The organism is Treponema paraluiscuniculi Cuniculi A, from assembly GCF_000217655.1.
In the GTDB taxonomy this organism is placed as follows: domain Bacteria; phylum Spirochaetota; class Spirochaetia; order Treponematales; family Treponemataceae; genus Treponema; species Treponema pallidum.
In genome coordinates, this window is sequence record NC_015714.1 from 85,972 (window position 1) to 108,233 (window position 22,262).

The following is a 22,262-nucleotide window of genomic DNA, read 5'->3' on the forward strand; positions in this document are numbered from 1 at the left end:
AAATGGAAGGTACCGTGAAAAAAAAGAAAGAGGGTGTTCGTGATGATAACGCGCAGCATGCGGTGTTCAACAAACAAGTGCCGTTTTTTGTGCCCTCGTTTTCTGAAGCGGAAGAGCGCGCAGTCTGCGATGTGTTGCGTTCAGGATGGATTACGACGGGAACACAAGCACTCGCGTTTGAAAAAGAGTTTGCCGCGTATGTGGGTGCTCCCTATGCGTGTGCGGTTAACTCAGCTACCAGTGGTTTGCTTCTCACCTTTGATGCAATGGGCATTGGGCCGGATAGTAAGATACTTACCAGTCCTTATACGTTTGTGTCTACGGCGAGCTCTGCACTCCACTTAGGTGCGCAGGTGGTGTACGCCGATATCGAGCGCGACTCTTATAATATCAGTGCGGAGTGTGTTGAAGCGTGTTTAAAAAAGGATGCGCGCATCCGTGCTATTGTACCCATCCATATTGCCGGGAATGTATGCAATATGCGTGATCTCAATGCTCTTGCGCGTAAGTATCAAGTGGCAGTGGTGGAAGATGCAGCACATGCTTTTCCATCGAAGACTGCGTGTGGGTATGCAGGCACACTGTCACATGCGGGGGTATTTTCCTTTTATGCCACCAAGCCGTTAACCACCGGTGAAGGAGGTATGGTTTGCACAAATGATGCGAAGCTTGCAGCACGTATTGCGTGTTTGCGTTCACATGGCATTGACCGGGCTATTTGGGATCGGTACACAAATGGCACCGCACCGTGGCGTTATGACGTAACAAGCCTTGGGTGGAAGTGTAACCTGCCGGATATTTTAGCAGCAATTGGACGCGTACAGTTGCAGAAGGCGGCGCATCTTTTTGCACAACGCGCGCGTATTGCCGCCGCGTTCACGCGTGCTTTTTCTCGTTATGAATTTTTTTGTACTCCGCCTGATGGGGATGGAAACGCGTGGCATTTGTATTTGTTGCGCTTAGTTCCTGGAACGCTTTCTGTTTCTCGGGACGAGTTCGTCAGATTATTGCAGGAACGGGGATTGGGCGTTTCTATGCATTTTATTCCTCATTTCGAGATGACGTTTTTTAAGAAAAGTCTGTGTGTACGAGCGGAAGATTTCCCTGAGTGTGCGCACAAGTATCAGCACACGCTTACGCTTCCGTTGTGGCCGGGAATGGATGACAGTTGCGTGGCGTATGTGATAGAGACCGTGGTGCGCACCGCACAAGAATGTGCAAAGGGAAGAGCATATATATGAGCGTGTTCGTTTCAGACGGTGCGCGCACAGGGAGCGTCTATGCACAGCTTGTCCGTGCGCCGCGCGTTGCAGGATTGCTGCTGAACATAGATATTCCCTCTCTCCCTGACGGGTACTCTTTTTATACTGCAGCACATATTCCCGGATGCAATGCCGTTCAGTGTGGGGAAAATACTGTGCCGGTTTTTGCGCATGGAGAGGTGGTGTACGCAGGGGAACCGGTGGGTATCCTCATTGGGCCTGATGAGCATGTGGTACGTAATTTAGTGCAAGATGTGGTGGTGCATACGTGCGCAGAGCGGGCCTGTGCGTCGGAAATACTCTGTGGAATCAGTGAAGGGGAACCCCTCGCTCAAAAGGTGGCGGTGCAAGGAGATGCAGAAACTGCTTTTAAACGCGCATCACACACGGTATGCTCCTCTTGTACATTTGAGCCGCGTGTACACTACTTTGCGGAAATGCCAGAAGTACAGGCACTACCCGACGCGCACGGTCTGCACGTGTACGCTGCTACGCAGTGGCCTGCGCACATGAGAAAAACTATCGCGCAGGTACTGAATATTTCTGAGCATGCGGTGCACGTACATCCGCAGCAGGAAGCGCTTTCCTGTGATGGGAGAATATGGTTCCCCTCAGTGATGGCAAGTCAGGCGGCGCTTGCAGCCTATTGTGCGAAAAAGCCGGTACGCTTGTCTTTTTCCTTTCAAGAGTATGTGCAGTACTGTCCTAAGACTCCCAAGATTACCATTGCACATCGCACGGCGCTCAACGCCGCGCATGCGGTAGAAGGTATGTTTGTTTTTATCTCCCTCGATGCAGGAGCGGGGAATTTATTGATCGATCGTATGGTTGCGCATATGGTCCATACTGCATTAGGAAATTATGCAATTCCTCGGTACCACATTGAATGCACAGCGTTTCGTTCAAATGTTGGATTAACGGATGTTTTTAATGGATGGGCAGATGCATATACTTCTAATGCATTAGAAATGCATATTAATCAGTTATGTGCTGAGCTTCATATATTCCCTGACGAGTGGCGTGTGGCGCACATGAAAGATACGCGGGAAACACAGCGTTTTGCGCAGTTGCTCGCCTATCTGTGTGAGGAAGGAGATTTTCGTCGAAAGCACGCGGCCTTCAGCATGGTCAATGCAGCACGAAAGGCACATGACACCCATGCCTGGCGTGGTATTGGACTTGCGTTGGGGTTTCAATATGATCCGTCTGCGATGTTAGCCCGTTCGGGTTTTTCCTATGTATTACAAATGACGCTGCACACTGATGCGCGCATTGTGGTGCACAGCGTTCCGCTTTCTGATTCGTTTAAACGGGTAGTGGTTGCGTTTCTCATCAGAGAGTTTACGTGTCTGGAGGATGCGATCTTTTTTAAAAGTAGTGATGAGGCGTATGGCGTGGATCTGTTGGGTCCGTCTGTGGAATCAGTGGGGATGAGGGTGTTTGCACGGTTGGTGAGAAAGTGTGTACGAGCAATTCAGAGACAACGCTTCAGAAAGCCACTTCCTATCACGGTACAGGGGTCCTTTAACACGGCCAAGAAGGGGCAGGTGTATCAAGTGGTGACTGTTGCTAAGTCAGATGTTTCGGTGCCTGATGCGCAATCTGAGCAGTGTGCCTCAAAGGTACCTGTGACTGCTGATACTAGCGGAAAATGTGAGGATATGAACGGTTTTACCAAAATGCACGGAATGAGCACGCACACTCCTGCAGCCTGTATTATTGAACTCGAATTAGATGCGTTGTGCGTGCAACCTAAGATTGTCAGGTTGTGGTTTGTTTGCGATCCTGGGTATGTCTTTTGTGAAAAAGATGTGTACCGTACCGTGAGTCGAAGCATTACTCGTGCGCTTTCGCACGTATCTGTAGAAAAGATTTGGGAGTGTGCGCGCACACCCGAGTATGTTATCATCGATCCATCCGATACTCCTCCCTATCACGTCACCCTTTTGAGTTCAAATGCTGCTGCGCGTGCGGTGGGAACGGTTGCCGAAGGTATTGTTCCTGCTGCGTACTACGCAGCACTGCGGCAAATTTTGCCGATTTCTCAAAACGCTACCCATAAGGTTCCTTTTGTTGCGCGGGATATTTTTTATGAGATGTTTTCCCTCAGTGCAGACGATTCTCTATGAATATTCGCTTTACGTTGAATACAGAACAGGTACATGTGGATGCTATGCCTCATGAGCGTCTTTCGACCGTTTTACGGAGATGTTTTCATCTTCCTTCGATAAAAGGTTCACACGGACATGGAGAGAATGGCGCGTCTACCATTTTGTTTAATGGGGAGGCAGTATCCGCGTATATCATACCCTTTTTTCTTGCACACGAAACACAGATAGTTACACTTGATTTTTTTCAAAAGACTAAAAGAGGACGGTGGATTGTTGCGTGCTTTGCGCAGCATCATATTTCTTTTTGTGGGTATTGCGATGCAGGAAAAATTCTCACCGCAGAGAGCTTATTACAAAGGAATTCTGTGCCCAACGAAGAAGAGGTAAGACACGCCTTTTCAGGCATGCAATGCCGGTGTACTGATATCAATGCGTTGATTCGAGCACTTCAACGTATGCCTGCTTGTCATGAGTTTTCCTAAAACTGTATGCGTCTGTATAAGAACTCAGAATCAAGTGTTATTTATTACGTAAAAAGTTTGGGTCAATTGTGTGCGGTACTACGTAACGTCGCGCAGGTACAGCCAGTTGGGGGTGGAACGGGCTTGGTGCAATATCAGATAACCCCGGTTTTAACGTTGCCTTCACATTTGGTTGTTCTAAACGGTGTACCAGAGTTGAAAGTCATTTCTAAAACTGAGCACTTTCTTGAGTTTGGTGGTGCTGTGTCGTTGCAAGCAATTGTGCAATTGGGAAGAAAAAATATTCCCGTGGCACTGCACGAGGCGCTGTCGCACGCAGCAAATCCTGGGATACGGACTCTGGCCACTATTGGGGGGAATATTGCAGGTACGCGTCCGCATGCTTCTGCTCTTGCGCCGCTTATCGCGCTTGATGCAAAAATGGAGGTGCGGACTGGACATGAAAACTTTTGGATTTCTGTGGCACACTATGCACATGCGCGTTCTGACACGCTGCGACACCGGAGTCATGTAATTACCCGTATTCGCCTTCCAACAGATTACTGGGACTTTTCCTACTACAGACGTATTGGGTCGCGTGCATTATTTGGTGAACGTGCCGATTTCGTGTTTCTTGCACAGCAGCAGAAAAACGCGTTGTCTGAAATGCGTATGGTATTTTTTTCAGATGTAGTAATGAGAAATAGAGAATTTGACAATTTGCTGTTAGGCAGAGCGATTCCTCTTTCTGCAGGGGATATTGCGGCAATCGTATATCGAAGCAGAGAGTTCTTTGCGCCTGAATCCTTTAAGAGTGCGTACATCGCGCACTGCTTCTTTCATCTGCTGGAAGACTGTTTGCGCCGCTTAAGATGAACCTACAGGTGGCGAGTTTTACCCAGGCACGCGCAGACAGCTGATGCTAAAGACCGAGTTTTTTCATTTTGCTTTGCAATGTACTTGGCTTAAGACCAAGAATTTCTGCTGCGCCATTTGCTCCGTATATCTTACCGTTGCTTGCATCAAGCGCCGCTTGAATTGCTGCGCGTTGCGCCTGATGAAAGTTGACCACCAGCGTAGTTTCTTCCTTTTTCCCCTGTGTGCATCGCACCATACAAGAGCTATCGCGTATGCACAGAGGTATAGCTGGTTGAATGCTTTCTGACACTTCGGTGTGCTCCCGAGGATAGACAGTAGTCTGCGTGCCGGATTCCGGGGTCCTACATACAAGGTGTTCTGCGCCGATGGTATCTCCGCGTGCAAGAAGTGCAGCACGTTCGAGTAGGTTGCGTAACTCACGCACATTGCCAGGAAACGTGAGCGAGAAGATTTTCTTAAACGCGCTGGGAGAAAGCTGAGTGCGCTCAAACCCCGGGCGAGTCTTAATTTTTTGGATAAAATGCTCCGCTAGAAGCGCAACGTCTTCTGCACGCTCGCGCAAAGGGGGGAGACTGAGGGGAAAAACATCGAGCCGGTAGAGGAGGTCTTCCCTGAATTTCCCTTGGGTGACTGCTTCTGAAAGGTTGATATTCGTAGCTGCAATAATGCGAACCGAGACGCTTACTGAACGCTCCCCTCCAACGCGCTCAAATACTCCGTCTTGGAGTACGCGGAGGAGCTTCGGTTGCAGTTCCAGGGGGAGATCTCCGACCTCATCGAGAAAAAGGGTGCCACCGTGAGCCAGTTCAAATCTTCCCCGATGGGTGCCGACCGCACCTGAGAAGGCACCTTTTTCATGTCCGAATAATTCGCTTTCTGCAAGGCTATGGACGAGTGCTGAGCAATTGACGGGGACGAAGGGCTTGTCGCTGCGGGTGGAAAGTTGGTGAACGGTTCGCGCAACAAGCTCTTTTCCAGTGCCGGTTTCTCCACAAACAAGGACAGGGAGGTCAGAGGCTGCTACGAGCTTTATAGCATCGAGTGTGCGTGTCCAAGCAGGAGAGGTTCCGATCATATTTTTAAATGCAGGTGATTGGGGAGCTAAGAGCGCATTTCGTTCGGTCAAAAGAGCGTGACTCTTTTGACTCAGTGTCTCGGACGCGTCGGTCTGGGCTACTGCGAGCGAGATAAGTTTAGAAAGAGTAGTAATGAAGCGTACAACGTCTGGGGTAAACTGCTCGCACAGGCGATGGTCGAGCGTGAGCATGCCAATGGGGGTATCATCGATGTAAAGCGGCGCGATGAGACAGGAATGATTTTGGGGCATGGGAATAAGCTCTGTGTAGGTATCAGTGCGGGCAAGCGTCGGATCGAAAAGGTATGGACTCTTCTGTGATAGGATGCGCGCAAGATCCTGCCTTTTGGTGAGGTCTATGGTGTGGTGTTGGAGGCGGGGAGTGTACAGGGGACCACGCGCCTTGCGAACTCGCAGTATTTGAGAAGATTCAAAGCTGAGGACCACGGCTAGCTCGTAACGGGCAATCTCATAGAGGGCGTCCAGAATCATTTCCAGCGACTTTTCCGCAGGCAGGGGGGAGAGCGCGCGTGCAGGACAGCCCGAACAGTTCATGGGGCCCGAGTATAGAAGAAAAAGGCATATCCGTGCAATTCTCCGCATGGAGCCTGTGGGCGTGTCGTGTGCAGGGTATGGTATTTGTTTTTCGAATCCTTTTCCTCGCGTTTTTTATGGGATATAATCGCGCGCATGGGACGCGTGTGGATGAGTGTTCTGATGTTTCCTTGCGTATGGGCAAATGCGAAGGGAGAATTTCTCGCAGGCGGTGCAAAGGGATTGTACCGTATTGCTCCTTACGCTCAAGACGTACTGCTCTCTGGCGTTTCGGTTAGCAAGATTGTTGCTGCGGGAGAGAACTGGTTCTTGCTTACGTCTCGAGGTATCATGACCTCGCGCGACTTAAGGACTTTCGCGCACGTGGGTGAGCAATTACCAAAGAAGGTAGTGAAGAAGATAGTCGATCGGGAAAAGGTTTTTGTGTCTCAGCCGCAGCCATTGAAAGATCTTGAGGTACATCCGGATAACGGAGCGGTTTTGGTTACCGCTACCAATGACGCAGTGTTTCTCAGCAAAAATGGGGGACGGACTTGGCAAAATCTGGGCTGTAATGCAAACAGCAGTGGGATTAAGGCGGTCGCGGTGCTCGATTTTCCTGATGAAACGGGTAAGCCAGTGCTTACCGTGTTTGTTTCGCATTCCCTGCGTGGTATTGCGTGGATGCAGCCAGAGAAAGGTCGTTTTTGGACTGATATTAGCGCTACGCTTGCGCTTGGTCCTGAAGCCACTGAAGAAATCTCAGACATTGCGGTGCGCAGGAGCGTGCATGGCAATGAGCTTTTTGCAAGCTACACGTTCGTGCCCAAGATCGTACGCCTTAACTGGGCCAAAAAACGCTTTCAGGACGTACGTGTGTGGACGGCTGCGCTGAAAGATGCGCGCTGCATTGATGGATTGAGTGCGTCTGTCGCTTCGCTCGTTGGGTGTCGGGATGGTAGTTTGTTTGAGATCCCCCTCATTATGCCTCGCCCCTTTGATTTGGCGCGTCTTGAACAGGATTTGCGTCGGATCCCGGATCAAATCTTATGTGCGTGGGTTCCGCGTCATGTGTCACAAACGGGTGATGCACTGTCTCTTTCTGAGTTATGGCTTTTGCACGACCGGTCTAGTCTTGCAAAAGAGGGACGTTTTGCGCGGGCAGATTTGAAAAAGGGTATCTACGTACCGGCGCATCACATTAAGGATCCTAAGCTTCGTGCAATGCACTTCAAAACGATTGCGGACAATAAACTTAATATGCTTGTGTACGACATGAAGGATGAGCTTGGAATGGTGCGTTATCAGTCGCAAGATCCATTTGTGCGATCGGTCGGTGCAGTTCGTCCTTTTGTTGATATGAAGACGTTTGTGAAGCAGGCAAAGGAAAAAAAGTTGTACCTAATAGCACGTATTGTGGTGTTTAAGGACAAGTATTTGTTCCGTTGGAATGGCTTTGAGCTTGCGGTTAAGGCGGGTGGCAAGCCTTGGCAGGGGTATAAAAATGGAGCGCTCCGTAAGGAAGAAATTCACGAGCATTGGGTGGATCCGTACAACGAAAAGGTGTGGCGGTACAATGTCGCCATCGCGAAAGAAGCAATTGAGTTTGGCTTTGATGAGGTACAGTTCGATTATATTCGGTTCCCTACCGACGGAGATAACCTCCACCAGGCGGAGTATCCGGCAAGAGAGTCCGGGATGGATAGGGAGAGTGCGTTGATGTCGTTCCTGGCGTACGCGCGCGAGCGCATAGACGCGCCAATCTCCATTGATATCTACGGAGCGAACGGGTGGTACCGTACAGGCGCGCGCACGGGCCAGGACGTGGAACTGCTAGCTGAGTATGTGGATGTGATCTGCCCGATGTTCTACCCCAGCCACTTTAGCCAGAGCTTCCTAGCTTACGCGCCTGCGCAGGAGCGTCCCTATCGCATCTACTACTACGGCGCGTACCGCAACCGGGTGCTGGCCCGCAACCGGGTGGTCATCCGACCCTGGGTGCAGGCCTTCTACCTACCGGTCTCTTACGACCGGGCGTACTACGGCGAGGATTACGTGCAGCGCCAGGTGGCTGGCATCCGCGAATCAATCGATGAAGGATACACGTACTGGAACAACTCAGGGCGTTACTCAGACGTCCGGCCCGACGACGCGCGCCTCCGTTAGCCGCCAAGGCAACCCGGCGAGCGGACGCCCCTTGCTGGGCCGTTTTCCCACATAGGACCGAAAATCAGCGTCCGTCCTCTCAGGAGAAGAACTTCTCTAGCTCGTCTATGTCCGCAGTCCTAAAAAGCTCGCTGCTGTCCTCGTCAAGGATAACAACCATTGGAACGCTACCTATACCGAAATCCGAGACCAACTTGGCCCCTTCGGGGGAAGTCGATTCAGCAATCTTTTTTTCTACATCTGGCAGACCACTGCAATACTCGCGCAGGCGCGCGCTCGCCTCGTCTGCCCCTACCACAGCGTTGACAACCATAGCAAACTCCCTCCGTTTCCGTCAGTCTGGGGCTTACCCCCCCCCCTGCACCGATACCGCACAAGCTACGCGAGTTCAGTCAACTCGGCGCACAGCACACGCAAAAGACCGCTACTCGGTGAGGATTTTAATAACCTCCGCTTTACTTGTTGCATCAAGGATCTCCCGACGCTTCTCAGAACTCTTAAACAGGAGACTGATCTCAGCCAAGAACTGCAGGTGCGGACCAGTGACGTCAAGTGGAGAAAGGGTCATTATGAAAATACGACAAGGTTCTTGATCCAAAGAGTCGAAGTCAACCGGACTGTCAGAAACACCAACCCCTGCAACCAGACTACTCACTGAATTAGTTTTACCGTGGGGTATGGCAATGCCATACTTCATCCCCGTAGACATTTTTCGCTCTCGATCGAGCACACACTCCCGCGCAGCAACCTTGTCGCTCACCCTTCCTGCACGGACGAACATCTCGAGCATTTCGTCGATGATCTCCTCCTTGGTAGAACCCTTTAGGTGCAGGCTTACGGTTTCCGGCGTCAACACGGTCTCCAAATTCATTCCCCCAAGCTAAAAACTCTCAAAGGAAAAGTCAAGCTTTTTGGAAAAGCTCCCCACGCTCTTTCCGCTCCCAGGATATCTTGACCTTTTGCCTACTTGGACTTTACCATGCGCGCATGGGGTTCGCCACCAGGGAACAGCTGAATAGGTACTACGATTTGTACAAGGATGTCGATGTAACTTTCTCAAAGGATGTGATGCAGGCGCTCTGTTTTAATGCGCGGCAGGTGTGCGTGCGAAGCGCGGGAGGTCAGTGTTCCTGCGTAATGAATTCTGCGTCTATGGTGGGTGCGAAAGTTATTCTCAGCAGGAAGAGTAGTCTGCTTGAGAGCATTCAAGTGGAAGGGGCGAGCGTCAGCATACGGTTTTCTTTCTTTGAGTCCGATGCGCGGGATGCGGTTTCCTTCTTCGTTACTTCCAGGGTTCTCGGTGTTGAAGACTATGCCGAGAGTACGGAGCTAGTGGTGTTAAGCGTGGCGTATACGCAGCGCATACCTGATATGCTCATAGAGCGTTTGGGTTTGCTTGTTGAGGCCAACATTAGTTCCAAGAAGCGTAAGTCGGAGCGTATTGCGGTGAACAAGGAGAGTATGCGCAGGATCGGCTTGATGAGAGCGGAGACCATCGTGTTCATTCAGGCGATTCCTCGCCGCTGCGTTCTGCGGGATGTTTCCTTTGGTGGTGCGAAGTTCATCATGATGGGCGTTGCGCCGTTTTTGAAAGGCAAGGAGACGGTGCTGAAGCTTGATTTTGAGGAGCCGAGTACGAGCATGAGTATTAGGGGGCACGTGGTGCGTGCAGATCAGGTTGAGGGGCGTAAAGACCTGGTGGCCGTGGCCATGGAGTACGACTTTGATGTGGTGCCTGTCGCGTATCGTATGTGTTTGAACCGCTACGCATCGGACCGCTGTCGCCGTTTTCCCGGTACGGACGAGGACTGCTCTGCGGCGTCTGCCGGCGATCCAGGGCGGTCGTCAGCGGGCGCTGAAGGCATTGACCTTTCTGTACCCTTCTCTCTGTCTTAGTTTTAATGGCGCTTGTCACCGGATTGCCCCTTAGGGGGGTCCGCATGTCTGCGGATGCGCGCGAGGCTCCGTGCACTGAGCCGCGCTCCGACCAGTAGTTTCGAACGCACAAACCAGCCTCGTGGCACTTCCAGTGCGTATCGTACTGACCGGTTGCTGCGTACGCTGTGTGTGCTCAGCGGGACTAAGTCTTCTATCTGTACGATCGCCCCTTGAGCATCCAGGAATGCGAGAGAGAGCGGGTGTGGGGTGTCCTTCATCCAAAAGGAGAGGCGTGTGTCCTGTTTATACACGAAAAGCATGCCCGTCCCGTCGGGGATCCGTGTACGCCCCATGTACCCGCGCCGCCGCGCTTCTTCCGTGAGTGCGAGTTCTACAACCACCGGCACGTACTGCCCTCCTGTACAAAAAGCGATTTGCGCTGTTTCTAGGCTATTCGTTCTGCACGCCACACAGGAAAGCAACCCCAGTAACAAAAGCGACAGCGCAGCAGGTGTCCTGTGCAGGTAGAAGGAGACGTGCTCTTCAAAAGCCTTGTACAAAACGCTTTCGATCCTTTTCAGCATTGCTCTTTTGAGTGTCGCGTGCACTAAGCTGTTCGTTAAAGGCGCGGATATCTATGTACTTGATAATAAGAGGCCGCTCGAGCACTAGGCGTGTGGACGCGTCTTCCCACAAGGCAACCCGAGGACTGAGCTTATGAGGTTCGCCGTATTTTTTACACAAGTTCTCATATACCGAGTAGTAGTCTATCGCGTCAGTGTTGAGTTTGAACGTCATAGCATATAGACGGTCACGGTAGAACTGAAACCAGCTGCGTGCAATAAAGTGGGGACCCGTGGTCTCAATCAAGATACGGTTCTCACTCATTAGCAGTGACACGTCGCGCTCGCCGCGATATCCAAAAATACTATCCTTTTTCAGTGCTTCCTTTACCTCGGTTACGCCCATACCCAAACTCAGCGCGCGGTACACGGCGGGAATTTTCTCAGGAGAATGTGTCTGCGAAAGAGGAGTGACTGTAGCCAGCATTCTCGCACCGCCTGCGCCGCGACTAGGGGAAGGGGAAGAACATAAATAAGACTGCATATGCAACACCCCGCCCAACGCAAGCGCCATACAATTTTTAGCATAATTCATGCCGTTTTCCTCTCCTTGTGTGGATACATCTACTGCCTGTTGTGTGGGTCCTTGCGTGCCTTGGCGAGGATACGCTTTTTCTTAAAATAGGCAACGCGCTTCACCAATTCTAGGTCGTCGGTGACAGATATTTTGTTATCGACACAGCGGACAATAGGTTCTCGTAAAAAGTCCTCGGTTACCTGAGAGACGATGTCTTTAGGGAAACCGCACATGTGTGCGAGTTCTATGGGACCGAATTCAAAATCGTAGGCCTTGCCGGTGCTAGGTATGTAGCGAATCTTTTCTAACTGAATGGCCAACATGTCGTACATTTTTTCAGTCGGTTCCGGAAGCAAAGTATTCGCGAGCTGTCGGTACATCGACCAGATGCGATCTGCGAGCGTGGTGGTAAGACGCGCAGTCAATTGCGGTTGTGTGGCTACCAGCTGTTGGAAGTTCTTGCGGTTCACGGCCAAAAGCTGGCAACCATCAGACATAACAATGGCGCTTGCAGAACGCGGCTTGTTCTCCAGCAACGCCATTTCCCCAAACATATCTCCTTCTTTTAAAATCGCCAGCACTACCTCATTGTTATCAACAATCTTAGTAATTTTTACATGTCCTTTTTGGATGATGTAAAACTCATTTCCCGATTGACACTCACAGAACACCATCGCCTCTCGATCGTAGCAGCGCGTGGCTTCAAGTATGTTAGGTTCGAGTATTTCTACTGGTACCTTAACTCCTGTGGATTTAATCGCAACAAACCGTTTGCGTGCTTCCTCTGCATACGTCCCCTTGGGACTTTCCTTGAGATAATGATAGTACGCATAGAGCGCAAGTTCAAACTTCGTCATTTTGACGTAGTATTCGCCAACAGCGAAAAGATGCGAGACATCCACATCAGTGTGTTTTTTCAATGTCAATTGGGTAAGCGCCTCATTGAGGTAGCGCATTTTCTTTGTGAAGGAAAGGATGATTTTCATAGCAATCGCCGCGTTCTTTTCAATGAGCTGGGGGAACTGCTCATAACGAATTGCAATAAGCACGACATCAGTGAGCGCAACTGCAGTTTCAATCTGATTATGCCGCGACATGCAGGCAACTACACCTAAAAAGTTACCCGCGGTTAGGACGTTTCCTTCCTCCTCTGCAACTATCTCTACTTGTTTTGCAATACATACCTGACCGCTGTGAATGATATAGAAAAGATCTGCGTCAGCTTTCCCCTCTACTAGTATGTAAGAACCCTTCTTGAAGTTAACAAACGTCAGCTGTAACAAAGTATCCCACTCCTTCCTAATCGTCGCTCTATGCTCTGTTTACAAGACAACCCGTACGTCTTGCAGTGCACAGGTGCCTGCCTCATGAGTCTCGCGAACTGGAAGTCATCCTCACAGATTCTCCAGAAAAAATGATTTCCCGTTCGAGCCACACTCCGTGTGTTTCAAACACGCGTTGCCGAACAACGCGCAAGAGTGTGCGCACCTGATGTGCGGTGGCATTCCCCGTATTGATAATGAGATTTCCATGCCAGGGTGCTACCTGCGCAGCCCCGCAGGAGGTGCCCCGTAAACCTGCCTCTTCTATGAGAATGCCAGACGGTTTACCAAAAGCTGGGTTGTTTTTAAACGCGCTGCCTGCTGACGGAAAGCGAAACTGCCCCTTTGAAATACGATCGGCAATCTTCTCCTGCATGTGCTTCCTAATCTGCGCCGGATTGCCGGGAGTGAGACGTACACACAGCGAGAGGATAAGACGCCTTCCTGCATGGAGTTCAACACCGTGAGGACTCTGGAAAGGAGAGCGCTTGTAGCCCCAATCCCCCGCGCGCGCGAAGACGGTCTGAAAACTGCTACAGGTAAACGGTCCACCGTAGAGGCCAAGATATTCCCCTCTTTTGTCTTGTGCGTTTTTTCTCACCTCTGGCAGTTCTTTTGCGCGCGAACGCACGGGGTGAAGTACGAGCGTGCGCGCGGAGTGAAAGCAATCTGCGATTGCACGCCCATAACATCGGGCGTTCATGTACGCGGCACCACCGACACTACCAGGCAGCCCTGCAAAGGTCTCAAGCCCGCGTAGAGCGTGATGGGCACAAAAGGCCAGGAGGGCGGCCACAGGTAACCCCGCGCCTGCATGTACGAGCACTGAGCCATCGCGCTGTGTTTGGGTGTGTAGACTGCGAAAGCGACGAAGGCTCAACATCAGACCCGGTACGCCCTCGTCTGCGATTAACACGTTAGAGCCTCCCCCAATAAGGGACAGCGGAATGCGTGCGCGCTGCGCTTCCTCAATAAGCGCGCGCAGCTGTGTGCAGGAGCGCGGCTCCGCCCAAAACTGCGCAGCGCCACCAATGCGGAAAGAACATCGCTCTGCAAGTGGGACGTTACGGCGCGTGATCCGACGCGCGCGTATCCGGTGCGCGGACATGGACAGAGAACATATACGATTTCACGCGCTTATGCTACAATGGCGCGGTCTTGGCCTTCTTTGCGTTTCGAGGGAGGGTAGACTGAAGCGCAGGCGGGCAAAGGCGTTTGCGCGACAATGGGGCTGGGCGTGGTCCGCACGTGTTCTGCGCCCGGTTGGGAGAAACTTCGAAGGGGCGCACATGGCCTTGCGCGTATACAACACCCTTACTCGTCAGCAAGAGCACTTTCAACCCTGGGAGCACGGGCACGTGCGTCTCTACGGTTGTGGGCCTACGGTGTACAATTATCCCCATCTGGGGAATCTGCGCGCATACGTTTTTCAGGATACGGTTCGACGTACCTTGCACTTTCTTGGATACCGCGTCACCTACGTTATGAATATTACCGACGTTGGGCATTTAGAAAGTGACGCAGACAGCGGTGAGGATAAGCTGGTAAGGAGCGCACAGGCGCATGGCCACTCGGTGTTGCAGGTTGCAGCGCACTATCGCGCAGCCTTTTTCCGCGATACTGCACTGCTCGGTATTGAAGAGCCGTCCATTGTCTGTAATGCCAGCGATTGTATCCAGGATATGATCGCGTTTATCGAGCAATTGCTCGCGCGTGGGCACGCGTACTGTGCAGGAGGGAACGTGTATTTTGATGTGCGATCCTTTCCTAGCTACGAAAGCTTCGGTTCTGCCGCGGTAGAAGATGTTCAGGAAGGGGAGGATGCGGCGCGCGCGCGGGTGGCACACGATACGCATAAGCGTGATGCACGTGATTTTGTGCTGTGGTTTACCCGTAGTAAATTTGTGCGTCATGCGTTGACGTGGGATTCTCCGTGGGGGCGGGGGTACCCCGGGTGGCACATCGGGTGTTCTGCAATGAGCATGAAGTTTTTAGGACCGCGTTGCGACATCCACATCGGAGGGGTGGATCATATTCGTGTGCATCACCGTAACGAGCGTGCTCAGTGTGAAGCAATTACTGGTGCACCCTGGGTGAGGTACTGGTTACACCACGAGTTCTTGCTGATGCAGCTGCAAAAGCGCGCAGTACATGCGGATATGGGCAGTTCGGTGGTGTCGTCTTTTTCTAAAATGTCCAAGTCCTGTGGGCAGTTTTTGACGCTTTCTTCGCTGCAGGAGCGTGGCTTTCAGCCAGCTGATTTTCGCTTCTTTTTGTTGAGTGGTCAGTATCGCACGCAACTTGCTTTTTCTTGGGATGCGCTAAAAACGGCGCGTGCCGCCCGACGGAGTTTTGTGCGGCGAGTGGCGCGTGTAGTGGACGCTGCTCGAGCAACTACAGGCAGCGTGCGCGACACTAGTGCAGAGTGTGCCGCAGAAAGGGTGTGTGAATCGCGCGCATCAGAATCTGAGCTGCTCTTAACTGACTTTCGTGCTGCGTTGGAGGATGACTTTTCTACGCCACGTGCTCTGAGCGCCTTACAAAAATTGGTGCGTGATACCTCGGTGCCGCCATCGCTGTGTGTTTCGGCACTCCAGGTGGCGGATACAGTGCTAGGGTTAGGCATAATACAGGAAGCGACCGCATCGCTATCTGCGCAGGTTCCTGCTGGCGATGCGTTGCCGCAGCGTCCTTCACCGAGTGAGGAGTGGATTGGACAGTTGGTGCGTGCGCGTGCACATGCACGCCAAACGCGTGATTTTCCCCGTGCAGATGAGATCCGTCGGCAGTTGAAGGCTGAAGGGATTGAACTTGAAGACACCCATCTTGGGACTATTTGGAAGCGCGTGTAACATTTTGGGAGATACATTGTTGCATGAGCAGGAGCTTTTAAGAGCACAGGATGATGCAGATTTTAAGCTCATGTACGAGCAGCTTGTGCCAGTGCTCTACCGCGTAGCGTACAACGTGGTGCGCGAGGAGGACATCGCTGAGGGGCTCTGCCATGATGCCTTCATTGCAATGACAGAAAAGAGGATGGAGTTTCCGTCTCTGTCGGACGCAAAGTATTGGTTGATCCGCGTGGTGAAAAATGCCTCGTTAAATTACGCTAAGCGTCGTGTACGTGAGCGTCATTCTTGTGAGCAAGCGTCGCGCGAGCATGTGTGCGAGCCGGATACCGGTGAGCTTCGCTTGTTAAGAATAGAGACGATTGAGCAGGTGCGCGCGGCCTTAGATCGACTGCCCGAGCACCTCCGTGTGGTTTTGCAGTTGCGCGAGTATGGGGACTTAAACTACAAGGAGATCGGACGTATCCTGGGCATCAGCGAGGGGAATGTAAAGGTGAGGGTGTTCAGAGCGCGCGAACGATTAGCGAAGTATTTAGGAGAGACGGATGCGTACCTGTCCTGATTGTGCTGCTTGGTGTGCTTATGTGGACGGAGAAGGTTCGCAACTGCAACGCCGTGAGATATGCGCGCATCTGCAGGGTTGCACGCACTGTGCCACGTGTGTGGCGCACTATCGCGCCATGCGGAGTCTTGTCAAGCATGCTGATTGCGTTTCTTCCCGTGATTTTACAATGGCTTTTCCATATTTGCGCGTGCGTCACCGTGTCGCTTCCTGTATGCCGAAGCCGTGGTGGCAGGCACGTTCCTCTCCTCTTTCTGCTGCAGGACCGGTCCGTGCTGCGGCACTCGCTGTGGCGGTCGCATCTTTATGTGTATGCACCCTGTTGCTTACTCATATTGTTGAAAGGCGTCCTGTATCCCGTGCGGGTGAGGCGAGTTTTACCCCCATTGTACCTATGCGTGTTCGCGCCCCTGTTGGGTACGCGCGCGGTGTGAAAGTGTTTGGTCCTGCCGTTAGTGCGAATTCCAACGTGCTGCGCAAACCAGCTGCGGTGTTCACCGTCTGTGCGTTTGCGCAGTTGTATGGCTCAGATCCTGCGTATGAAATGGAAACAGTGCCGGTGAGGCTATCGGTTATTCCTGTGCCTTCCTATGTGCTCAGTGCTTCAAAAGCGCAGTTCTTTTCCCCATAATCCAGGCAAATGTGTAGTAAAAATAATGCGCCCGCGCGGACGTGTTTCCTGTTCTTTTCAAACCGTTCCGATCGTTGGGTGTTCCTGTCTGCAAACTTGATTGACCTGCTTGTCAGGTAGCCATAAGGAGAATGTCTATGACCTTCGTTGAATCAATGCAGCGGCGTGCTGTGCTTGCGCAAAAACGACTCGTGCTTCCTGAGGCTTGCGAGCAGCGTACGCTCGAAGCCGCCCGTTTGATTGTGTTCAGAAACATGGCCGCAAAAGTTTTTCTTGTCGGATGCGAGCGTGATATCAAAAACACCGCAGACAGGTGCGGTATCGACCTTACCGACATGGTCGTCATCGATCCGAGCGTTAGCAAGCACAGAGATCAGTTCGCAGAACGTTATTTTCAGAAGCGAAAACACAAAGGAATAAGTCTTGCCCAGGCTGCAGAGGATATGCGCGATCCTCTGCGTTTCGCTGCTATGATGCTTGACCAAGGTCACGCAGATGCCATGGTTGCCGGTGCAGAAAACACTACCGCGCGCGTTCTTCGTGCAGGCCTCACCATCATCGGAACCCTTCCGAGTGTTAAAACTGCCTCTTCCTGCTTCGTTATGGATACTAATAACCCCCGTCTGGGAGGAACACGTGGTCTATTTATTTTTTCAGACTGTGCAGTGATCCCCACTCCCACCGCAGAACAGTTGGCTGATATCGCCTGCTCTGCTGCAGAAAGCTGCCGCACCTTCATTGGAGAGGAACCGACTGTCGCACTTCTTTCCTACTCTACTAAAGGATCAGGAGGTGATAGTGACGAGAATATCCTGCGTGTACGTGAGGCAGTCAGGATTCTACACGAACGGCGGGTGGACTTTACCTTCGATGGGGAATTGCAGCTCGATGCTGCGCTCGTACCTAAGATTACCGAAAAAAAAGCGCCTCACAGTCCTATCATGGGAAAGGTGAACACACTCGTGTTTCCCGATCTTTCTTCGGGTAATATTGGGTACAAGCTTGTCCAGCGCCTTTCAGATGCGGATGCATACGGACCTTTCCTGCAAGGTTTTGCAAAACCACTGTCTGATCTCTCGCGCGGGTGCTCGGTTGAAGATATCGTCGCCGCTTGTGCAGTCACACTCGTGCAATCGAATGGACGCTAATGACGTCCACCCAGGCGCGTATACGTGAGGCAGTCCGTGCAGGGAGCGTCCGAGATTATGCGCGCGCTATCCGTATTCTTGAAGAGCTTGCCGCTTCAGGAAAGGCAGAAGGATGTCATCACCCAGATGGCGGTGCGGTGTATGAGAGGGGGGCACAGGAAGAGTGGGATGAGGGGTCGTCTGAGTCGCACGCGCACGGTGGAGATGGTACGCAGGATGCGTATCCTGAGATTTATTTGTATCTTGCGCGTGCATACCACGCACAAAGGCAGTATGCGCGCGCGGTAACGTACGCTACTGTGTATTCCAGGCGCGTGCCGCGCGACGGCGCAGGTTGGTTCTTTTTGGGAAGGAGCTATCTTGCACTGCATCAGGGAGGGTATGCGGTTGCAGCGCTTCGGCGCAGTGTACGAGAAAATCCTGCCTCTCTTGAGGCGCAGGCGCTGTTAGGACTCGCCTATCTGCGGAGTAAGAAGCCGCGTGCAGCGCGCATGGTGTTTGAGCAAGCACTTGCGCAGTATCCAGACAATAAGCGCTTGAACGCAGGGTATTTGAATTCGCTTTTTGTAGAAGCAGTGCAGCATCTAAAACGGGGGAGCGCAGATCTTGCGCGTCAGATGTTTACGTTTCTGATTAATCAGGATGTAGACGGGGTTGCGCCGCGTTTATACTTGGCGCACGCGTTTCGTTCTTTGAAACATTTTCCTGAAGCGCTTACCCAGTATCGTGCAGCAAGCGCATTTGCGCCGCACGATACTGTCCTCAAGTGGTACGAAGCGGCCATGCTTGTAGAAATGGGGTGTCTGTCGCAGGCGGCAGCGTTGCTGTCGACGTTGGGTGTTTCCATCGAGCGTGATCAGATTTCGGATCGTTTTCTAGTGATGGGCGCCGTGCGCAAGCACATGGAGGAGGGGGCGTGGGCTCGTGCCGCTTCTGCAGCGCATTTATACCTGAAAACTTTTGGGGGTTCTGTAGAAATTCACCTGCTAATGGCAGAGGTTCACCGGCGTGCGGGGCGCGTGAACGTGGCTTTGAACCACTACACGCGTGCGATGAAAATAGAACCGAAAAATTGTTATCCGCATTATGGTCTTATGGTGTGTTTGCAGGAAGCGAGGCGCTGGCAAGAGCTGGCAAAGGCAATCAGACGTGCAGAAGGCGCAGGGTGCGACGCGCAGGATTGCTACTACTACCGGGTGATTACAGCTGCCCATTTGAGCAATCCTCCCGAGGAGGTGTTACCGCATCTGCAAGAACTTGCGCGTGGAGGGAAGGCCGATCAGCTTTTGTTCAATGCTCTTGGGGTAACGTATGTGCGACTGGGAATGGCAGATCTCGCACTTCGCTGGTATGAAAAAACCCTTCTTCTGGATGCAGAGGACGAAGAAGCGTGCGTGGGACTGATCGCCTGCTACGAGACGCTCTGCGACGACGCGCGCGCGTACACCCAGTATGGAGCGTACCTGTCCCGCTGGAGGGACAATCGGGTTATCCGCAAGGATTTTATAGCCTTTCTTGAGAGAACAGAACGGTGGTCCGAAGCGGCGGATCACATCGAGTTGCTCGCCTCGGGTGAGCGAGGGGGTTTTTGGGGTACTCGCCTTGCGTTTGCGCGTAAAAAAGCCGGCCAGTACAGGCAGGCTGCAATTATCTACCGGGCGCTCTTACGTCAGAGACCGGACGAGCGGGTTTTACTGCACAACTTGGTATACTGTCTTGACAAGATGGGGCAGGCAGACGCAGGGCTAAGGCTGCTCCGCGCTGCGTGCAACGCGTTTGGGACGAGCGTGGAATCACGCCTGATTGAAGGGGTGCTGTGCTTACACACAAGACGCATCAACGCGGCAATCCGCACACTCCGCGCGGTCCTAGAACAGCGACCGGGCTACACCGCAGCAAGCGAGCTCCTGGCAAAGGCCTACGCGCTGGCGAGTAGCCGGGCCTAGGCATGGGCGCGCTCCTTCCTGACCAATCCCCCAAGAGGGAAACGAGCTAGCCACGTTCGGAGCGTAGCGCACCCTAAAAGGCACGCCGCTTTGACTCACGCGCGCTTTGGCACTCAATGCACATGAGCGAGTAGGGGATGGCGCGCAGCCGATCCTCGGGGATAGATTCGCCGCAATCGGCGCATTTCCCGTAGCGTCCCTGTTCGATACGCAAAAGCGCAGACTCGATCTGTTGTAGACATCTGAGATCCTTTGCGCTCAAAGACTCGAGCATCTTACGATCCATGTCATCAGAGGCAATATCGGCAGAATCCTTAGGGTCCACCCCGGCGACAATCGCTTGAAAATCTTCATTGTTGGTTGTCAGCGAACGCGCAAGCGAGCGCTTGCGCTCTACTAAGCTCACTTTCATTTCCTCAACAAACGACTGATCCACCTGACACTCCTGTATGCGGTACAACGTATCCGGCACCTACCAGTCTGATTGACAGCACCCGACCTAGAGCGTAGACTGCTGGAGGGACCGCTCCGTCCATTATACGGACGATGGAGGGAAAAGGCAATGTTCTGCCCGGCAGGTTGCGTCCGGTGCACGTGGAGGGTCAGTGACGAAAGAAGAAGCAATCGAGGTGGACGGAGTGGTTAAGGAAGCGCTGCCGAACACCACCTTTAGAGTGCAATTGCAGAATGGGCACGAGATACTTGCGTATCTTTCAGGTCGGATGCGCAAGCACTACATCCGTATCGTGCCCGGAGACTCGGTGAAGGTCGCGCTCTCACCCTACGACCTTTCCCGCGGCAGAATTATGTTTCGTGAGCGTTAGATTCCTCTCTCGCAGGAGAGAGGTGCTTGCTCCTCTTTAGCAGCGGGGTTGCTCATCCTTCAAGGAGGATTGAGAGTCCTGCCCTCAGGGTGTGCACTCCGCGCGCCAGGCAGGACACGCTGAATGCGATCCCGAAGAAGCCAAATACTAAAAAGAAGCGTAGCCCGAATAGAGCCAGGAGGACGAGCGCCGCTCCCTGAATGAGAAGACGCGCCCCGTCTTTCCTGGAGCCCGTGCGCGCGGTAGGACCCGCCGGATCGGGCGGAGCGTCTGCACTGCTCCAATAACTCCACCCATTTCCAGGAAAACCACCGAAGAAGGTGTACCATCCCTCGAAGTGTTCGGTTTCCTGCGCGTGCCCTCTCCAGGGACCGCGCGTGTGTGTGTAGCGGGTGCGCGCTCCTGCCTTGTCATCCATACCTGAGGTCCAAGCGCCAAAGCCCTCTGAGGCGTCGCGTCCTGCACGCGAGGACCAAAATGTGCCACCTGCGCGTTCGGCATCGTAGCGTGCGCGTGATGCACGGTCAGAGAGGACGGCGTAAGCTGCGTTGATCCTTTTAAACTGGTCCTCCGCACACGCGTCGCCCGGATTTTTATCCGGATGATACTTAAGCGCCTGTGCGCGAAAAGCTTTCTTAATGTGTTCCTCAGAAGCATCGGCAGCAACGCCCAGTATGGCGTAATGGTCAGGAACAGTGCGCTCGCTCATCGTTTACCCAATGGTGGTCCCCACGAACTCTTGCCTGTTCAGGATGCGCTCCAAATTCGGTAAGTCACGCCCTGTTGCGCAAATGACCTGAATTCCCGACTTTTTTGCCCGGACACTAGCGACTGGGTCAAAGGGGACATGGCTGCCCGGTACCCACTCCTTGTCGACAAGGAGGAGGAAATCATCCCAGGAGAGGGATGTGAGCGCCTTCGCATCCTTGTCTGAACGAGGATCCCCCGTGTACACATGCGCAACGTCGGAAAGGTTAATAACCGTCTTTGCAGAATAACGCTCTGCAAGGAGCACAGCGTCGGTGTCGGTGGAAAAACCCGGTTTCCAACCGGCAGCAACGAGCACCTGACCTGAAAAAACGTTCGCCGCAGTCGGGTCATACACGACCGGATTTGGACAAAGGATTCCAAAAAGGGATTTGAGCAGCTGCGCGTTCAAACGCGTAGCCATGATGCCAATCCAGTCAAGTTCAACGTGTTCGGCCGTGGCATACAGTTCCCTGTCCTCCTGATTATCGCCCTCGTGCGCAGGTTTCGCACAGGCCGGAGAAGACAGGCTCCGTCGTAGCGCACGATAGGCGTTTTGATAAGTGCGCGCAGGTGCACCACCGCCTGAAACGACAATGAGCTTCCGTGAGGCGTCTTCGTATAGGTACCGTTGAACGGAACGAACGAACCGCCCGAGAAGCTCTACGTCGGGCGTCTCAGGCGCAACGATGGAACCTCCAAGTGACAGAACGGTGACCATGAAACC

Annotated in this window: 22 protein-coding genes; 12 read left to right on the top strand and 10 right to left on the bottom strand. The window is 52.7% G+C overall.

Annotated elements, in window-relative coordinates:
- Nucleotides 1–2: 2 nt before the first annotated feature.
- From TPCCA_RS00380 to TPCCA_RS00395, 4 genes are read left to right on the top strand one after another with little or no spacing between them, the layout of a single operon-like run.
- On the top strand, nucleotides 3–1,241 hold the full coding sequence (locus TPCCA_RS00380; RefSeq protein WP_010881527.1) for a DegT/DnrJ/EryC1/StrS aminotransferase family protein: 1,239 nt from the start codon (nucleotides 3–5) through the stop codon (nucleotides 1,239–1,241).
- Entirely contained in the window at nucleotides 1,169–3,391 is a 2,223-nt protein-coding gene (locus TPCCA_RS00385) for a xanthine dehydrogenase family protein molybdopterin-binding subunit (protein WP_013944787.1), read from the top strand. The genes TPCCA_RS00380 and TPCCA_RS00385 overlap by 73 nt, the downstream gene beginning before the upstream one ends.
- Complete coding sequence (locus tag TPCCA_RS00390) at nucleotides 3,388–3,855, top strand: (2Fe-2S)-binding protein (RefSeq protein WP_010881529.1); 468 nt, start codon at nucleotides 3,388–3,390, stop codon at nucleotides 3,853–3,855. Before TPCCA_RS00385 ends, TPCCA_RS00390 begins: the two co-directional genes overlap by 4 nt.
- A 6-nt stretch (nucleotides 3,856–3,861) precedes the next feature.
- Nucleotides 3,862–4,710 (top strand): FAD binding domain-containing protein, encoded by an 849-nt coding sequence (locus TPCCA_RS00395; protein ID WP_013944788.1) that lies wholly within the window; start codon nucleotides 3,862–3,864, stop codon nucleotides 4,708–4,710.
- A gap of 46 nt (nucleotides 4,711–4,756) precedes the next feature.
- On the opposite strand, the gene TPCCA_RS00400 is transcribed toward TPCCA_RS00395, so the two are convergent.
- Nucleotides 4,757–6,343 carry a sigma-54 interaction domain-containing protein gene (locus tag TPCCA_RS00400; RefSeq protein ID WP_013944789.1) on the bottom strand — a complete coding sequence of 529 codons (1,587 nt, stop codon included), beginning with the start codon at nucleotides 6,341–6,343 and terminating at the stop codon, nucleotides 4,757–4,759.
- A gap of 162 nt (nucleotides 6,344–6,505) precedes the next feature.
- Here TPCCA_RS00400 and TPCCA_RS00405 point away from each other — a divergent pair, with 162 nt between their 5' ends.
- Nucleotides 6,506–8,488 (top strand): putative glycoside hydrolase, encoded by a 1,983-nt coding sequence (locus tag TPCCA_RS00405; RefSeq protein ID WP_013944791.1) that lies wholly within the window; start codon nucleotides 6,506–6,508, stop codon nucleotides 8,486–8,488.
- A 79-nt stretch (nucleotides 8,489–8,567) separates the two neighbouring features.
- On the opposite strand, the gene TPCCA_RS00410 is transcribed toward TPCCA_RS00405, so the two are convergent.
- Nucleotides 8,568–8,801, bottom strand: a complete 234-nt coding sequence (locus TPCCA_RS00410; protein ID WP_013944792.1) for a hypothetical protein — start codon at nucleotides 8,799–8,801, stop codon at nucleotides 8,568–8,570.
- A gap of 111 nt (nucleotides 8,802–8,912) precedes the next feature.
- The gene (locus TPCCA_RS00415) at nucleotides 8,913–9,359 is read right to left on the bottom strand and encodes a PTS sugar transporter subunit IIA (protein WP_013944793.1); all 447 of its coding nucleotides are present in this window, start codon (nucleotides 9,357–9,359) and stop codon (nucleotides 8,913–8,915) included.
- Nucleotides 9,360–9,475: 116 nt separating this feature from the next.
- Between TPCCA_RS00415 and TPCCA_RS00420 the strand changes: the two genes are divergently transcribed.
- Nucleotides 9,476–10,384 carry a PilZ domain-containing protein gene (locus TPCCA_RS00420; RefSeq protein ID WP_245522144.1) on the top strand — a complete coding sequence of 303 codons (909 nt, stop codon included), beginning with the start codon at nucleotides 9,476–9,478 and terminating at the stop codon, nucleotides 10,382–10,384.
- 2 nt (nucleotides 10,385–10,386) lie between these two features.
- Here TPCCA_RS00420 and TPCCA_RS05700 read toward each other — a convergent pair whose 3' ends face one another.
- The 4 genes from TPCCA_RS05700 to TPCCA_RS00440 form a co-directional block, all read right to left on the bottom strand.
- The gene (locus TPCCA_RS05700) at nucleotides 10,387–10,950 is read right to left on the bottom strand and encodes a DUF192 domain-containing protein (RefSeq protein ID WP_013944795.1); all 564 of its coding nucleotides are present in this window, start codon (nucleotides 10,948–10,950) and stop codon (nucleotides 10,387–10,389) included.
- Nucleotides 10,910–11,524: a hypothetical protein gene (locus tag TPCCA_RS00430; RefSeq protein WP_013944796.1), complete on the bottom strand. Its 615-nt coding sequence runs from the start codon at nucleotides 11,522–11,524 to the stop codon at nucleotides 10,910–10,912. Before TPCCA_RS00430 ends, TPCCA_RS05700 begins: the two co-directional genes overlap by 41 nt.
- Before the next feature lie 29 nt (nucleotides 11,525–11,553).
- Nucleotides 11,554–12,789, bottom strand: a complete 1,236-nt coding sequence (locus TPCCA_RS00435) for a Crp/Fnr family transcriptional regulator (protein ID WP_013944797.1) — start codon at nucleotides 12,787–12,789, stop codon at nucleotides 11,554–11,556.
- An 82-nt stretch (nucleotides 12,790–12,871) separates the two neighbouring features.
- Complete coding sequence (locus tag TPCCA_RS00440; RefSeq protein WP_013944798.1) at nucleotides 12,872–13,936, bottom strand: UDP-N-acetylmuramate dehydrogenase; 1,065 nt, start codon at nucleotides 13,934–13,936, stop codon at nucleotides 12,872–12,874.
- 181 nt (nucleotides 13,937–14,117) lie between these two features.
- Between TPCCA_RS00440 and TPCCA_RS00445 the strand changes: the two genes are divergently transcribed.
- The 5 genes from TPCCA_RS00445 (at nucleotide 14,118) to TPCCA_RS00465 (ending at nucleotide 19,964) form a co-directional block, all read left to right on the top strand.
- Nucleotides 14,118–15,680: a cysteine--tRNA ligase gene (locus TPCCA_RS00445; RefSeq protein ID WP_013944799.1), complete on the top strand. Its 1,563-nt coding sequence runs from the start codon at nucleotides 14,118–14,120 to the stop codon at nucleotides 15,678–15,680.
- Nucleotides 15,681–15,750: 70 nt separating this feature from the next.
- Nucleotides 15,751–16,239 carry an RNA polymerase sigma factor gene (locus tag TPCCA_RS00450; protein ID WP_010881541.1) on the top strand — a complete coding sequence of 163 codons (489 nt, stop codon included), beginning with the start codon at nucleotides 15,751–15,753 and terminating at the stop codon, nucleotides 16,237–16,239.
- 22 nt (nucleotides 16,240–16,261) lie between these two features.
- Nucleotides 16,262–16,870: an anti-sigma factor family protein gene (locus TPCCA_RS00455; protein ID WP_245522145.1), complete on the top strand. Its 609-nt coding sequence runs from the start codon at nucleotides 16,262–16,264 to the stop codon at nucleotides 16,868–16,870.
- A 137-nt stretch (nucleotides 16,871–17,007) separates the two neighbouring features.
- Complete coding sequence (gene pta / locus TPCCA_RS00460) at nucleotides 17,008–18,018, top strand: phosphate acetyltransferase (RefSeq protein WP_013944802.1); 1,011 nt, start codon at nucleotides 17,008–17,010, stop codon at nucleotides 18,016–18,018.
- A complete protein-coding gene (locus TPCCA_RS00465; RefSeq protein WP_013944803.1) occupies nucleotides 18,018–19,964 on the top strand; it encodes a tetratricopeptide repeat protein in 1,947 nt (648 codons plus the stop codon). The genes pta and TPCCA_RS00465 overlap by 1 nt, the downstream gene beginning before the upstream one ends.
- Before the next feature lie 73 nt (nucleotides 19,965–20,037).
- Here the strand turns inward: TPCCA_RS00465 and TPCCA_RS00470 are convergent, their stop codons facing one another.
- The gene (locus tag TPCCA_RS00470; protein WP_010881545.1) at nucleotides 20,038–20,400 is read right to left on the bottom strand and encodes a TraR/DksA family transcriptional regulator; all 363 of its coding nucleotides are present in this window, start codon (nucleotides 20,398–20,400) and stop codon (nucleotides 20,038–20,040) included.
- A gap of 169 nt (nucleotides 20,401–20,569) precedes the next feature.
- On the opposite strand from TPCCA_RS00470, the gene infA reads away from it, so the two are divergent.
- Nucleotides 20,570–20,788 (top strand): translation initiation factor IF-1, encoded by a 219-nt coding sequence (infA, locus tag TPCCA_RS00475; protein WP_010881546.1) that lies wholly within the window; start codon nucleotides 20,570–20,572, stop codon nucleotides 20,786–20,788.
- Between the two features lie 52 nt (nucleotides 20,789–20,840).
- On the opposite strand, the gene TPCCA_RS00480 is transcribed toward infA, so the two are convergent.
- A complete protein-coding gene (locus TPCCA_RS00480) occupies nucleotides 20,841–21,497 on the bottom strand; it encodes a J domain-containing protein (RefSeq protein ID WP_013944804.1) in 657 nt (218 codons plus the stop codon).
- 3 nt (nucleotides 21,498–21,500) lie between these two features.
- The gene (locus tag TPCCA_RS00485) at nucleotides 21,501–22,256 is read right to left on the bottom strand and encodes a UMP kinase (protein ID WP_013944805.1); all 756 of its coding nucleotides are present in this window, start codon (nucleotides 22,254–22,256) and stop codon (nucleotides 21,501–21,503) included.
- Nucleotides 22,257–22,262 lie beyond the last annotated feature (6 nt).

Excerpts from the sequence above, each read along its gene's own strand:
- TPCCA_RS00380 (WP_010881527.1), top strand. The coding sequence starts at position 3 with ATGGAAGGTACCGTGAAAAAAAAGAAAGAGGGTGTTCGTGATGATAAC.
- TPCCA_RS00390 (WP_010881529.1), top strand. The coding sequence starts at position 3,388 with ATGAATATTCGCTTTACGTTGAATACAGAACAGGTACATGTGGATGCT.
- TPCCA_RS00395 (WP_013944788.1), top strand. The coding sequence starts at position 3,862 with ATGCGTCTGTATAAGAACTCAGAATCAAGTGTTATTTATTACGTAAAA.
- TPCCA_RS00400 (WP_013944789.1), bottom strand. The coding sequence starts at position 6,343 with ATGAACTGTTCGGGCTGTCCTGCACGCGCGCTCTCCCCCCTGCCTGCG.
- TPCCA_RS00405 (WP_013944791.1), top strand. The coding sequence starts at position 6,506 with ATGTTTCCTTGCGTATGGGCAAATGCGAAGGGAGAATTTCTCGCAGGC.
- TPCCA_RS00410 (WP_013944792.1), bottom strand. The coding sequence starts at position 8,801 with ATGGTTGTCAACGCTGTGGTAGGGGCAGACGAGGCGAGCGCGCGCCTG.
- TPCCA_RS00415 (WP_013944793.1), bottom strand. The coding sequence starts at position 9,359 with ATGAATTTGGAGACCGTGTTGACGCCGGAAACCGTAAGCCTGCACCTA.
- TPCCA_RS00420 (WP_245522144.1), top strand. The coding sequence starts at position 9,476 with ATGGGGTTCGCCACCAGGGAACAGCTGAATAGGTACTACGATTTGTAC.
- TPCCA_RS05700 (WP_013944795.1), bottom strand. The coding sequence starts at position 10,950 with ATGCTGAAAAGGATCGAAAGCGTTTTGTACAAGGCTTTTGAAGAGCAC.
- TPCCA_RS00430 (WP_013944796.1), bottom strand. The coding sequence starts at position 11,524 with ATGAATTATGCTAAAAATTGTATGGCGCTTGCGTTGGGCGGGGTGTTG.
- TPCCA_RS00440 (WP_013944798.1), bottom strand. The coding sequence starts at position 13,936 with ATGTCCGCGCACCGGATACGCGCGCGTCGGATCACGCGCCGTAACGTC.
- TPCCA_RS00445 (WP_013944799.1), top strand. The coding sequence starts at position 14,118 with ATGGCCTTGCGCGTATACAACACCCTTACTCGTCAGCAAGAGCACTTT.
- TPCCA_RS00450 (WP_010881541.1), top strand. The coding sequence starts at position 15,751 with ATGTACGAGCAGCTTGTGCCAGTGCTCTACCGCGTAGCGTACAACGTG.
- pta (WP_013944802.1), top strand. The coding sequence starts at position 17,008 with ATGACCTTCGTTGAATCAATGCAGCGGCGTGCTGTGCTTGCGCAAAAA.
- TPCCA_RS00465 (WP_013944803.1), top strand. The coding sequence starts at position 18,018 with ATGACGTCCACCCAGGCGCGTATACGTGAGGCAGTCCGTGCAGGGAGC.
- TPCCA_RS00480 (WP_013944804.1), bottom strand. The coding sequence starts at position 21,497 with ATGAGCGAGCGCACTGTTCCTGACCATTACGCCATACTGGGCGTTGCT.
- TPCCA_RS00485 (WP_013944805.1), bottom strand. The coding sequence starts at position 22,256 with ATGGTCACCGTTCTGTCACTTGGAGGTTCCATCGTTGCGCCTGAGACG.